Below are 12,894 nucleotides of genomic sequence, written 5' to 3' on the forward strand. Positions count from 1 at the left end.
GGCAGCGCCGCTTAGCCACAGCAGGGCCATGAGCACCGCCATACCGGCCACCAGCGCCAGGCGCGTGCGCGAGACGATAACGCCCGCCAAGTTGGTCCATTCCCAGGTACCTAACAGCACGATCAGCGCTGTAAACAGCGCAAAGGCACCTCCCTGTAATCCAAACAGACCAATTAGCGTGACAGGAGCTAACCAGGCTGCGGTGATCATCCGCTGTTTAAGCACCTTGCGCCTCTATTTGTTCGTCGGTCATGCCAAAACGGCGACGTCGTAAGCAGAAATCATCGAGCGCTTTGTCGAAGGCCGCCCCATCAAAATCTGGCCATAACAAGGGCGAAAAGTGCAGCTCGGCATAGGCCAGCTGCCATAACATAAAGTTCGAGAGCCGCTGCTCGCCGCTGGTACGGATACACAGATCCACCGGCGGTACTTGGTCGGTGTTCATGGCCGCATCCAAGCGCGCTTCGTCGATGGCCTCGGGCGCCAGCTCTCCGGCAGCCACCTGCTCGGCGAGCTGGCGGGCGGCGCGGGCGATGTCCCACTGGCCGCCGTAGTTCGCGGCAATCACCAGATGCATGCCCGTGTTCTCGGCGGTCAGCGCTTCGGCGCGCTGAATATGCTTTTGAATCGCGTGGGAAAAGCCACGCTGTTCGCCAATAATCGACAGACGGATATTGCGCTCATTAAGTTTTTTGACTTCGCGTTTAAGCGCCATCAAAAACAGCTCCATCAGCGCATTCACCTCAGCGGCAGGACGTTTCCAGTTTTCGCTGGAGAACGCAAACAGGCTTAGCGTTTGAACGCCTCGCTCAGCTGCACGCTCAATCACCGCTCTCACGGCTTCGACACCGGCGCGGTGGCCGCGCACACCCGAAAGCCCACGTGCCCGCGCCCAGCGGTTGTTACCATCCATAATGATAGCAACATGAGACGGCAGTGCTTCCTCGGATCGAGAAAGCGTCGTGCCGCCCGGCTGCTCTTGGGGAAGCTGCGGAGACGTCATGGGTTCTCGCACCAAAGATCAGTCATAAGTAAGCCAAGCGATGGCCCACGGGCAGCTGAGCTACCCGTGGCTAAGTGAACGCAGGCAGTGATGTTAACAACAATCACTAAACCTGCATGAGATCCTGTTCTTTTGCGGCAAGTGCCTTATCGATCTCAGCGATATATTTGTCGGTCAGCTTCTGGATTTCGTCTTCGCCCTGGCGCTGATCGTCCTCGGTAATTTCTTTATCCTTAAGCAAGGATTTGAAATCACCGTTAGCATCACGACGAACGTTACGCACAGCCACGCGCGCGTTTTCTGCTTCACTACGTGCCTGCTTAATGTAACCCTTGCGTGTCTCTTCGGTCAGCATCGGCATTGGCACACGAATCACGTTGCCTGCGCTTGAGGGGTTGAGGCCCAAGTCAGAGGTCATGATCGCTTTTTCGATCTTGGCCACCATGGACTGCTCCCAAGGAGCCACCGCCAGGGTACGGGCATCTTCAACGTTGACAGAAGCCACTTGGTTCAGCGGCACTTGGCCACCGTAATACTCAACGGTCACTGCATCCAGGATGCTGGGGTGAGCACGACCCGTGCGGATCTTGTTGAAGTTGCTGTGCAGCGCCTCAACGCTCTTCTTCATGCGAGACTCTGCATCTTTCTTGATGTCGTTGATCACGTTGTTACCCTCTGTCTATCAGCGTGCCTTCCTTGCCTCCAACCACGAGGTTAAGCAGGGCACCAGGCTTGTTCATATCAAATACCCGCACCGGCATATTATGGTCACGTACCAGGCAGATTGCGGTCAAATCCATTACGCCCAGCTTCTGATCCAGAGCGTCGTCATAGGAGAGCTGGTCGTATTTCACGGCGTCAGGGTGCTTCACCGGGTCCTTATTGTACACGCCGTCCACCTTGGTGGCCTTGATGACAACGTCTACATCCACTTCAATGCCGCGCAAACAAGCAGCAGAGTCGGTGGTAAAGAAAGGGTTACCGGTGCCAGCAGAGAACAGCACCACGTCGCCAGACGTTAAATAACGGATGGCAGTGCGGCGGTCATAGTGCTCCACCACACCGCTCATGGGAATCGCTGACATCACCCGCGAGCGAATATTAGAGCGCTCCAGGGCATCACGCATGGCGAGGGCATTCATCACCGTTGCCAGCATTCCCATGTGGTCACCCGTGACCCGATCCATGCCGGCTTCGTTCAACGCCGCACCACGGAACAGGTTACCACCACCAATCACAATACCGACCTGTACGCCAATACCGACCAGCTGGCCGATCTCGAGCGCCATACGATCCAGCACTTTCGGATCAATACCAAAATCGTGCTCACCCATCAGCGCTTCGCCCGATAGCTTCAGCAAAATACGCTTGTATTTTGACTTTGACTTGTCGATTTTGGGGGCAGCAGTGGGGGTAGACTCTTGAACATCACGTGACATGGCATCTCTCCTGAGGCAGACCTGGGCACAGGTGGGCGAGGTGGCACCTGTATTTCACAGGGGCCGGATACACGAAGGCGTGCGCTCGCGCGCACGCCATCTTCTTACTGGAACCTCTGACCTTAGCGACGGCCAGCCTGTTCCATGACTTCTTTAGCGAAGTCGACTTCTTCTTTCTCGATGCCTTCGCCCACTTCAAAGCGAGTGAAGCTAACCACTTCACCACCAGCTGCTTTGACGAACTCAGCAACGGACTGGTTCGGGTCTTTAACAAACGGCTGCTCGGTCAGGCTGTTCTCGGCCAGGTACTTCTTCAGGCGGCCTTGAACCATCTTCTCAGCGATTTGCTCAGGCTTACCGGCCATGTCCGGCTGAGCCAGGATGATTGCCTTCTCTTTGTCCAGCTGCTCTTGCGGCATCTCTTCAGGATGCGCAACCGCCGGGTTGATCGCCGCTACGTGCATCGCAACATCTTTGGCTGCTTCGCTGGTGCCGCCTTTCAGAACGGTCAGAACGCCAATGCGGCCACCGTGAACGTATTCGCCCACCAGACCACCTTCAACGGCATTCACGACAACGGCACGACGCACGCCGATGTTTTCGCCGATTTTCTGAACCAGCTGCTCACGAGCGGACTCAAGGTCACCCGCCATCACCGCTGCAACGTCTTCGTTTTTCGCCGCAAAGAACGCATCAGCGATCTTGTTGGAGAAGTCGATGAAGTTGTCGTCACGGGCAACGAAATCGGTTTCAGAGTTGATTTCGACCATTACGCCGTAGCTGCCATCTTCTGCTACACGAGTAACAACCGCACCTTCTGCAGCGGTACGACCCGCTTTTTTCGCGGCTTTAAGACCAGAGCTTTTACGCAGGTTTTCGATCGCGACTTCGATGTCACCGTCGGCTTCGGTGAGTGCTTTTTTACACTCCATCATGCCAAGACCGGTACGTTCGCGCAGTTCCTTAACCTGAGAGGCGCTGATAGCTGCCATGAGATTTCACCTCGGAAATGGTTCTAACTGAGAGTTAAACGCGCTACAGAGTATAAGCACGATAGATGACCGTTGCGTATCACTGTGCAGAGCGCTTGCCGGCATTCATCCGGCATGATCGGCCCGCCTGAGCGAACTCAAAGCGGGAAAAAGGGGGCATAAGGCCCCCTCTTAACACGATGCGGCTCAACCTGCCCGCCGCACCACTGCAGCCTTACTCGGCAGCTGCGTTAGTGTCGGCGGAAGCGGCTTCTTCAGTCACTTCGACGAACTCGTCCGGACGACCTTCTTTCGCGCGACCACACGCGTCGGCAATCGCCTTCACGTAGATCTGGATAGCGCGGATGGAGTCATCGTTACCCGGGATCACGTAATCAACGCCATCTGGGTTAGAGTTGGTATCTACCACGCCAATAACCGGGATACCCAGCTTGTTGGCTTCGTTAATCGCGATGCGCTCGTGGTCAACGTCAATCACGAACAGTGCGTCCGGCAGGCCGCCCATGTTCTTGATACCGCCGATAGAACGCTCAAGCTTCTCTTGCTCACGCGTTGCCATCAAGACTTCTTTCTTGGTCAGCTTCTCGAAGGTACCGTCTTCGCGCATCACTTCCAGATCACGCAGACGTTTGATGGACTGACGAATGGTCTTGAAGTTGGTCAGCATGCCGCCCAACCAGCGATGGTTGACGAACGGCTGGCCAACGCGATTCGCTTCTTCTTTGATGATCTTGCTAGCGCTGCGCTTGGTGCCAACAAACAGAATTTTGTTGTTGGATGCCGCCATCTTCTCGACCACGTCGATCGCTTCGTTCAGCGCCGGCAGGGTGTGCTCGAGGTTGATGATGTGAATCTTGTTGCGCGCGCCGAAGATGAATTTACCCATCTTCGGATTCCAGTACTTGGTTTGGTGACCGAAGTGAGCACCTGCTTTCAGCAGGTCACGCATATTAACGTGAGACATGGTAAAACTCCTGAAACTCGGGTTAGGCCTCCACGCACCCCATGGATCCGACCAGTAGCGTCGTTGAACGTCGCTAAAGGCACCCGGGACCATGTGCCGGTGCATGTGTGTTTTCAAGGCTTGCTGTTGTGCAACCCAGCGGTGCTGCGTTGCGATCTCGTTGCCCTTTCGCGTAGCGCCAGCCAGTATAGAAGCATTGGATGGCGATTGCAGGAAAGCGCGCGGCTTTATACCATAGATCATTGCCAAGATGAAGTCGCGGCCGCGTTTCGGCATTTTCATTTGCGACCCATCACTTACCCAGAAGCCACATCGAGAATTCATGAACGTTCCTATTAAGACGCCTTCTGAAATCGAGAAAATGCGCGAAGCCGGTCGCCAGGCAGCCAGCGTTATCGAAATGATCACTCCCCACGTTAAAGCGGGCATTAGCACTGGCGAGATCGACCGTCTGTGCCACGAGTACATTGTTAACGAGCTGGGCTCGACGCCGGCACCGCTGAACTACCACGGCTTTCCCAAAGCAACCTGTACCTCCATCAACCACGTGGTGTGCCACGGCATCCCCGATGACGCCAAAAAGCTCAAAAACGGCGACATCATGAACCTGGACATCACCGTGCGCACACCGGATGGCTACCACGGCGACTCCAGCGTGATGTTCGTGGTGGGCGACACCATTCAGGGCGAACGGCTGTGCCGCATCACCCAAGAGTGCCTGTATAAAAGCATTGAGCTGGTGAAACCCGGCGTGCGTCTTTCTGAGCTTGCCCGTGTGATTCAGCAGCACGCCGAAGCCCATGGTTACTCGGTGGTACGTGATTTCTGCGGCCACGGCATTGGCGCGGACTTTCACGAAGACCCGCAGTTCCTGCACTACGACGGCTATGCACCGGATGCTGACATCCGCCTAGGAGCGGGCATGTGCTTCACCATCGAGCCGATGATTAACGTGGGCGGCTACAAAACCAAAGTGCTGCGCGACGGCTGGACCGCCGTCACCAAAGACCGCAGCCTGTCGGCCCAGTGGGAACACACCCTGCTAGTGACCGACACCGGCGTTGACGTGCTCACTGCACGCAGCGACGAAGACTTTAGCTTTCTGAACGCCTGATGCTCCTTCACCACTACCGGTTCGAGCCGGACACGTCGCTTTATGATCTAGACCTGTTTCGCACTGAGCTTGCCGGGTCGCGCTCTCCTATCGCCCCGTTTAAAGCCGCGCTGCGGGAAATCCAGGCACGCCTGGATGAACGCTTTCGCGCAGGCAGCGATATTCGCGATCTGGTACGCGGCAGGGCTTGGTATCTTGACCAGCTTCTCGCCATTGCCTGGGCGCAGCATGCTTGGCCCGATGACGGCGTTGCGCTGGTGGCCGTGGGCGGCTACGGGCGTGGTGAACTGCATCCCCATTCGGATATTGATCTGCTCTTGCTGCTTGAGCACGACGACGATACCCCCTACCGGGAGCCGCTGAGCGCTTTTATCACCTTCCTCTGGGATATCGGTCTGGAGATTGGCCACAGCGTTCGCTCGCTCAACGACTGCGAGCGGGAAGCCGAAGCAGACGTCACGGTGATTACCAACCTGCTGGAGTCGCGCCTCATTGCCGGGCCGGAAAGTCTGCGTGAGAAGATGCGCGAGCGCCTGAGCACCCCGAACCTGTGGCCCGCCGACCGCTTTTTTGAAGCCAAGTGGCAAGAGCAAATTGCTCGCCACTACCGCTACAACAACTCCGAGTACCACCTGGAGCCCAACTTAAAAAGCTCTCCCGGTGGCCTGCGGGATATCCAGATGATTGGCTGGGTGGCTAAGCGTCATTTCGGCACCGAGCAGTACACCGACATCGTCGCCAACGGCTTTATGAATGACGCGGAGCTGCGCATTCTCAGCCAGGGCCAGGCGTTTCTTTGGCAGGTGCGCTACGCCCTGCATATGCTCACAGGCCGAGCCGAAGACCGCCTGCTGTTTGATCACCAGCGCACCATTGCCGAGATGTTTGGCTTTAGGGATACCCCCGAGCGGCTCGCGGTCGAGCAGTTCATGAAACGCTACTACCGCCACGTGACGGCCCTCGCCGGGCTCAACGATATGCTGCTACAGCACTTCGACGAAGTGATTTTGCGCGGCAAGGAGTCGTTGGAAACCGTTAAGCTGAACGAACGCTTTGAAACCAAGGGCGGCTACATCCAGGTGCGCTCCCGCAACCTGTTCCGCGAGCGCCCGGCGGCCATGCTAGAACTCTTCCTGCTAATGGCCAAGCACCCGGAGATCGAAGGCGTGCGCGCCGATACCATTCGGCTCATTCGCGACCACCGCCACCAGATTGACGACCACTACCGGGAAGACCCGCGCCACCAACGGCTGTTCATGGCCCTTATGCGGGCACCGGGCAACGTCCCCCGTCAGCTGCGTCGCATGAACCGCTACGGCATTCTTGGCAAGTACCTACCGGAGTTTGGCCGTGCCGTAGGACTGATGCAGCACGACCTGTTCCATATCTATACGGTGGATGCCCACACCCTGCGCCTGCTGAAGTTTCTTCACGGCTTCCGCAAGCCAGATGCCAAAGGCGACTTCCCCGTCGCGGCCACGCTGATCCATCAACTGCCCAAGCTTGATTTACTCTGGGTAGCCGGACTGTTTCACGACATCGGCAAAGGGCGCGGCGGCGACCACTCAGAAATCGGCGCGCGGGACGTCGAGCAGTTCTGCCATCGCCACCATATTTCCCAGCACGACACCAACTTGGTGAGCTGGCTGGTGGAGCATCACCTGCTGATGTCGATGACCGCCCAAAAGCGAGATATCAGCGACCCGGATGTGATCCGCGACTTCGCACTGATCGTGCGCGACGAGACCCGCCTGGACTACCTTTACGTGCTCACCGTTGCCGATATCAACGCCACCAATCCCACACTGTGGAACGGCTGGCGGGCGTCGCTGCTTCGTCAGCTTCACGCGGAAACCAAACGCGCCCTGCGCCGTGGGCTGAAAAATCCACCGGACCGGGACGACTGGGTGCGCGAAACCCGCACCGAAGCACGCTCGCTGCTGCAAACAGTCGGAGTCGATAGTGGCCAAATAGACCAGCTCTGGGAGTCGCTGGGGGAAGATTACTTCCTGCAGTACGCACCCAGCGAAATTGTCTGGCAGACTCAAGGCATTCTGGCGCACCAGCCGTCACCGCTGCCGTTGGTGCTGATCAGTGCTCCCACCGCCGACATGGCCGAAGGCGGCACCAAAGTGTTCATCCACACCCGCTCGGTGGATGACCTGTTCGCCGCCACTGCTGCCGCCATGGAGCAGCTCGGACTCTCGATCCACGATGCCCGCATCGCCACGTCGCACAACGACTGGACGCTCAACACCTTTATCGTGTTGGATAGCCACGGCCAGCCGATTCGTGACCCGGAGCGCATCGAAGAGATGCGCAGCCATTTGGTAGAAGAGCTGGATGACCCGGACGACTACCCCGAGATTGTCACTCGGCACACGCCGCGCCAGCTCAAGCACTTCAAAGTGCCGACCGAAGTGGTGATCGAGCAGGATCCGGCCAATGAACGCACCCTACTGGAACTGACCGCCCCCGACCGCCCCGGTCTGCTGGCTCGGGTAGGGCGCATTTTCATGGAGCAGGATATCTCGCTCTCAGCCGCTAAAATTGCCACGCTAGGCGAACGGGTAGAGGACGTTTTCTTCATCACTACCAAAGCAGGCGAGCCGCTCACCGACCCAGAACGCCAGCAGCAGCTTCGTGAACGGCTGATAGAAGTGCTAGGCGTCTAAACCATAAAGTCGCCCTGCCCTGGTGGTTAGGTTTGAGCCTGCACCAGGGCTTGCCTATAATCGGCGGTTCGATAAATGGTTTTGCCTACCGCTCCCGCCCTTAAGCTCTCAACGGACGCACCATGAACCCTGATCTCAATTCCCTACATCCCTATCCGTTTGAAAAGCTGGCCGCTCTCAAAGCGAGCCTAACGCCACCGGCGGGACTGACGCACATTCCGCTCACCATTGGCGAACCCCAACATGCCCCCTATCAAGGCGCGCTGGACGCTCTCATTGTCCACCAGCTAGAAATGGCCCGCTACCCGGCCACCAACGGCCTTCCCACCCTACGCGACGCGATTGCGACCTGGGCCACCCAACGCTTCCAACTGGCGGGGTTGGATACCGAGCGCCAAGTACTGCCGGTGAACGGCACTCGCGAAGCCATCTTCGCTTTTGTACAGGCCGCGTTGGACCGCACCCGCCCCGCTAAAGTGGCCGTACCCAACCCCTTCTACCAGATTTACGAAGGCGCCACTCTGCTGGCAGGCGGCGAGCCACTCTACCTGGACTGCACCGCCGAGAACGGCTTTCGCCCCGATTTTGCAGCGGTCAGCGCCGACACTTGGCGCGACGTGCAGATCGTGTTTATCTGCTCGCCGGGCAACCCGACCGGTGCCGTCACGCCGCTGGCCGAGTTCAAACAGCTGATTGCTCTGGCCGATGAGCACGACTTCATCATCGCCTCCGACGAGTGTTACTCCGAACTCTACCTGGATGAAAACGCACCGCCGCCTGGACTTTTACAGGCCTGCGTCGAGCTTGGCCGCGATGACTACCGCCGCTGCGTGGTCTTCCACTCGCTCTCCAAGCGCTCCAACCTGCCGGGCCTACGCTCTGGCTTCGTGGCAGGCGATGCAGACCTACTCGCCCCGTTTAAGCGCTACCGCACCTATCACGGCTGTGCCATGTCGCTGCCGCTACAGCATGCCTCCATTGCCGCTTGGCAAGACGAAACCCACGTGCGCACCAACCGCGATGCCTACCGCGAAAAATTCAGCGCGGTGACGGATGTGCTGGCCCCGGTGATGGATTTTCCCACTCCGGAAGCGAGCTTCTACCTCTGGCCTGCGGTGCCGGGTGGCGACGATATCGCCTTTACCCAGCGGCTATTCAGCGAACAGCACGTAAGCGTGCTTCCTGGGAGCTTGATGGGCCGCCCAGGACAAAACGGCCATAACCCTGGCGCAGGTCGGCTACGCTTAGCGTTAGTGGCGGAGCTTGAGCCGACCTTAGAAGCGGCCAAGCGCCTTCGCCAACTGATCGAGCGCGGCTAACGCGCCGCGCCGCTTAAGACGACGACAGGAGGCTCTATGCTGACGCTCTACATCATTCATAACTGCGACACCTGCCGCAAAGCGCGCAAAGCGCTGGACGACAAAGCGCTGATGTATAAAACCCACGACCTGCGTAAAGATGGCCTTTCTGCGGCGCTGCTTGAGCACATCTTGAATCGCGTACCGTTGGTTGAGGTGATCAACAAACGCAGCAAAACGTGGCGCGATCTTTCTGACGAAGAGAAAGATTACGATGCCAACTCGGCGCGCCAGCTGCTGCTCACCTACCCAACGCTACTGAAACGGCCGCTACTGGAGCTCGACGACGGCTCCATTCAGATCGGCTACCGCGATGGCGACTATGACAAGCTAAGCGGCTAACCCTGAATCACTTTCTCTCACCCACTTTCTCTCACTAACCTCTAAGGAATACGCGTTATGCTGAGCTTCGCGCTTGGAATCGGCACCCAAAACACCCAGGGCGACTGGCTGGAAATCTACTACCCGGCCCCGCTGCTCAATCCGGATGCGAGCCTGGTCGCCGCCGCCAAAGAAGCGCTGGATGCACCGGCAGGCAATGCCCCGGTGAGCTTCCTGCCGGAAGATTGCACCCGCCTGGCCAAAGCGCTGGAAGCGGCAGGCCACTCCGAGCAGGCCGCCCTGGCCGAGTCGCTGGCCACTAGCCAGCGCCCGCTGGTGGCGATGTTCCTGGAGAGCGACCAGCCGCCGCAAACCGCCCCTGAGGTATACCTGAAGCTACACCTGCTGTCGCATCGCTTAGTGAAGCCCCACGGCCTGGACCTGACCGGCATGTTCGGCCTGCTGCGTAACATCGCCTGGACCAACGAAGGCGCAATCGATATCGAAGAGCTGCCCACGCGCCGCCTGAAGGCGCGCCTGGCTGGCCGTACGCTGTCCGTCGACTGCGTGGACAAATTCCCCAAAATGACCGATTACGTGGTGCCCACCGGCATCCGCATCGGCGACACCGCTCGTGTGCGCTTGGGCGCTTACCTGGGTGAAGGCACCACGGTCATGCATGAAGGGTTTGTTAACTTCAACGCAGGCACCGAAGGCCCCGGCATGATCGAAGGGCGCATTTCCGCAGGCGTTATGGTCGGCAAAGGCTCTGATCTGGGCGGCGGCTGCTCCACCATGGGCACGCTCTCTGGCGGCGGTAACATCATCATTAAAGTGGGCGAAGGCTGCCTAATTGGTGCCAATGCCGGTATCGGCATTCCGCTGGGCGACCGTTGCACCGTGGAAGCCGGCCTCTACATCACCGCAGGCTCCAAAGTGACGCTGCTGGATGACCAGGGCCAGGAAGTGAACACCGTTGCCGCCCGCGAGCTGGCGGGCCAAGACGACCTGCTGCTGCGCCGCAACTCACAAAATGGACGCATCGAGTGCCTGACCAATAAAAGCGCCATTGCGCTGAACGAGGCGCTGCATGCCCATAACTGAGCCTGCCTCACTGTCGCCTACGCTGAAGCTGGCCTTTGAGCTGCTTGGCCGGGCGTCGGTGACCCCCGACGATGAAGGCTGCCAGGACCTGATGATCGAGCGCTTAACGGCGCTCGGTTTCCATATCGAGCAGCTACCGTTTGGCGATGTGAAGAATTTTTGGGCGGTTCGTGGTCACCACGGCCCGGTGCTGGCGTTTGCGGGGCACACCGACGTGGTGCCCAGCGGGCCACACACTAACTGGGAATTTCCGCCTTTCGAGCCCTGCATCGACGACCAAGGCATGCTCTGCGGGCGCGGCGCGGCGGACATGAAAGGCAGCCTGGCAGCGATGCTGACGGCAGTGGAGCGCTTTGTCGTCCGCTATCCTGATCATGACGGCCGCATTGCGTTTTTGATTACCTCCGATGAGGAAGGCCCGGCCATCGACGGCACCCGTGCGGTGGTCGAACATCTTCGCGAGCGCAATGACCGCCTGGATTACTGCATCGTTGGCGAGCCCTCCTCTACCACTCGCCTAGGCGATGTGATCAAAAACGGTCGTCGTGGCTCTTTGGGCGGTGTGCTGCATGTGAAAGGCGTGCAGGGCCATGTGGCCTATCCTCACCTAGCGCGCAACCCCATCCACCAAGCCATGCCGGCGCTGGATGCGCTCGCCAACGAGCACTGGGATGCAGGCAACGACTTCTTCCCTGCAACCAGTTTTCAGATATCTAATCTGCGTGCCGGTACAGGGGCGACTAACGTCATTCCTGGCGACGTGGAGGTGGTGTTCAACTTCCGCTACTCCACCGAAGTCACCCATGACGAATTAAAGTCGCGCACCGAGGCAATTCTGGATCAGCATGGCCTTGAGTATCACATCGACTGGACGCTGAACGGCGAACCGTTCCTGACGGCCGAAGGTGAGCTAGTAGAGGCGGCGATTCGTGGCGTAGAAGCCGTGACTGGCGAACGCCCAGCGCTTTCTACCAGCGGCGGCACCTCGGATGGCCGTTTCATTGCCACACTGGGTGCACAGGTGGTCGAGCTGGGCCCGTTAAACGACACCATTCACAAGGTGAACGAGCGCGTGCGCGCTAGCGATTTGGATGCGCTGAGCCGCATCTACGAAGCAACCCTTCAAGCGCTACTGACCACCGACGAGGTAAGCGTATGATGGAGCGGTTTCCGGATATCGAAGTGTATCTGGCGCGGGTCACGCTGGATGACATTAACGCCTGGCTGGCTGACGTGCTGAGTGCACCGCCCCTTAGCCCAGCAGGAAAAGGCAAGTGGAAAACCCGTGGCCAGTATCAGGGCGATAGCGTCCCGGTGCTGCTGGTGGATAACGCCGCGGATGGTTTTGCCAGCCTCTGGTTCGATAGCGGTCACACCCCGTGGCACACCGACCAGGAGTGCGCCCAGCACGCCGCTGAAGCGCTGCAGGTGGAAGTCCGCTGTTCGCTGGGGGGCTGGCACCCTGGCGACGACCCAGACCGCTTTTGGCAGGTGCTGCCCGGCGGCCAGGAAAAAGCTATCGAATGGCCGGACTCAGGCCGTTAAGCGCAAAAACCCCCGCAAGCGCGGGGGTTTCAGACTGCTGACGAACCCACCTGTTTTGGTGGGTTCGTTGCGTTTAGAGCAGGCGTACACTCGCGGCCTGACTCACCACCCTCATCGCACGGCTTCTGCCCATCGTCGGGTATAACGCCCTCTGAAGAGCCCTATCAGCTCTCAGATGACGTAAAAACGTGCCAAAAAGCCGGCGCCAACGCGCCTGCGCGATTTTCTTGAGGTTCTGACAGGCCGCGGCCAGCAGACACTGCTCTTTGACGCGCGCTAGGCCTCGCATTCGCGCATAGCGGTGCCCGTGCAACTGCTTGGCGTCGGCGAAGCTGCGCTCCACCGTCTCCTTGCGTCGTTGATAGAGCTTCTTGCCTGG

General features: G+C 58.8%; 14 protein-coding genes. 7 read left to right on the forward strand and 7 right to left on the reverse strand.

Annotation, left to right across the window (positions count from 1 at the left end; translation table 11 throughout):
• The 6 genes from BIS10_RS12725 to rpsB form a co-directional block, all read right to left on the reverse strand.
• The coding region (locus BIS10_RS12725) for a phosphatidate cytidylyltransferase (RefSeq protein WP_253505736.1) at positions 1-225 on the reverse strand (225 nt) is incomplete at its 3' end.
• Positions 218-1,003 (reverse strand): polyprenyl diphosphate synthase, encoded by a 786-nt coding sequence (gene uppS / locus BIS10_RS12730; protein ID WP_253505738.1) that lies wholly within the window; start codon positions 1,001-1,003, stop codon positions 218-220. The genes uppS and BIS10_RS12725, both read right to left, overlap by 8 nt.
• A gap of 106 nt (positions 1,004-1,109) precedes the next feature.
• Entirely contained in the window at positions 1,110-1,667 is a 558-nt protein-coding gene (frr, locus tag BIS10_RS12735) for a ribosome recycling factor (RefSeq protein WP_044629720.1), read from the reverse strand.
• Positions 1,668-1,671: 4 nt separating this feature from the next.
• On the reverse strand, positions 1,672-2,442 hold the full coding sequence (pyrH, locus tag BIS10_RS12740) for a UMP kinase (RefSeq protein WP_253505740.1): 771 nt from the start codon (positions 2,440-2,442) through the stop codon (positions 1,672-1,674).
• A gap of 122 nt (positions 2,443-2,564) precedes the next feature.
• Positions 2,565-3,434: a translation elongation factor Ts gene (gene tsf / locus BIS10_RS12745; RefSeq protein ID WP_253505742.1), complete on the reverse strand. Its 870-nt coding sequence runs from the start codon at positions 3,432-3,434 to the stop codon at positions 2,565-2,567.
• A 214-nt stretch (positions 3,435-3,648) separates the two neighbouring features.
• Positions 3,649-4,398 carry a 30S ribosomal protein S2 gene (gene rpsB, locus BIS10_RS12750; protein WP_253505744.1) on the reverse strand — a complete coding sequence of 250 codons (750 nt, stop codon included), beginning with the start codon at positions 4,396-4,398 and terminating at the stop codon, positions 3,649-3,651.
• Between the two features lie 322 nt (positions 4,399-4,720).
• Here rpsB and map point away from each other — a divergent pair, with 322 nt between their 5' ends.
• From map to BIS10_RS12785, 7 genes are all read left to right on the forward strand, one after another.
• Positions 4,721-5,512, forward strand: coding sequence for a type I methionyl aminopeptidase (gene map, locus BIS10_RS12755; RefSeq protein WP_253505745.1), 792 nt, complete (start codon positions 4,721-4,723; stop codon positions 5,510-5,512).
• Entirely contained in the window at positions 5,512-8,187 is a 2,676-nt protein-coding gene (locus tag BIS10_RS12760) for a [protein-PII] uridylyltransferase (protein WP_253505748.1), read from the forward strand. Before map ends, BIS10_RS12760 begins: the two co-directional genes overlap by 1 nt.
• 122 nt (positions 8,188-8,309) lie before the next feature.
• Positions 8,310-9,506, forward strand: coding sequence for a succinyldiaminopimelate transaminase (dapC, locus tag BIS10_RS12765; protein WP_253505750.1), 1,197 nt, complete (start codon positions 8,310-8,312; stop codon positions 9,504-9,506).
• Between the two features lie 36 nt (positions 9,507-9,542).
• On the forward strand, positions 9,543-9,887 hold the full coding sequence (locus BIS10_RS12770; RefSeq protein ID WP_253505752.1) for a Spx/MgsR family RNA polymerase-binding regulatory protein: 345 nt from the start codon (positions 9,543-9,545) through the stop codon (positions 9,885-9,887).
• Positions 9,888-9,944: 57 nt separating this feature from the next.
• The gene (dapD, locus tag BIS10_RS12775) at positions 9,945-10,970 is read left to right on the forward strand and encodes a 2,3,4,5-tetrahydropyridine-2,6-dicarboxylate N-succinyltransferase (protein ID WP_044629729.1); all 1,026 of its coding nucleotides are present in this window, start codon (positions 9,945-9,947) and stop codon (positions 10,968-10,970) included.
• Positions 10,957-12,129 (forward strand): succinyl-diaminopimelate desuccinylase, encoded by a 1,173-nt coding sequence (gene dapE, locus BIS10_RS12780; RefSeq protein ID WP_253505753.1) that lies wholly within the window; start codon positions 10,957-10,959, stop codon positions 12,127-12,129. Before dapD ends, dapE begins: the two co-directional genes overlap by 14 nt.
• Positions 12,126-12,515 carry a hypothetical protein gene (locus BIS10_RS12785; protein ID WP_044629731.1) on the forward strand — a complete coding sequence of 130 codons (390 nt, stop codon included), beginning with the start codon at positions 12,126-12,128 and terminating at the stop codon, positions 12,513-12,515. The genes dapE and BIS10_RS12785 overlap by 4 nt, the downstream gene beginning before the upstream one ends.
• Before the next feature lie 73 nt (positions 12,516-12,588).
• On the opposite strand, the gene BIS10_RS12790 is transcribed toward BIS10_RS12785, so the two are convergent.
• A partial coding sequence (locus tag BIS10_RS12790; RefSeq protein WP_253505755.1) for a transposase occupies positions 12,589-12,894 on the reverse strand: 306 nt, incomplete at its 5' end.

The organism is Halomonas sp. 707B3 (assembly GCF_024158645.1).
Lineage (GTDB): Bacteria > Pseudomonadota > Gammaproteobacteria > Pseudomonadales > Halomonadaceae > Vreelandella > Vreelandella lionensis.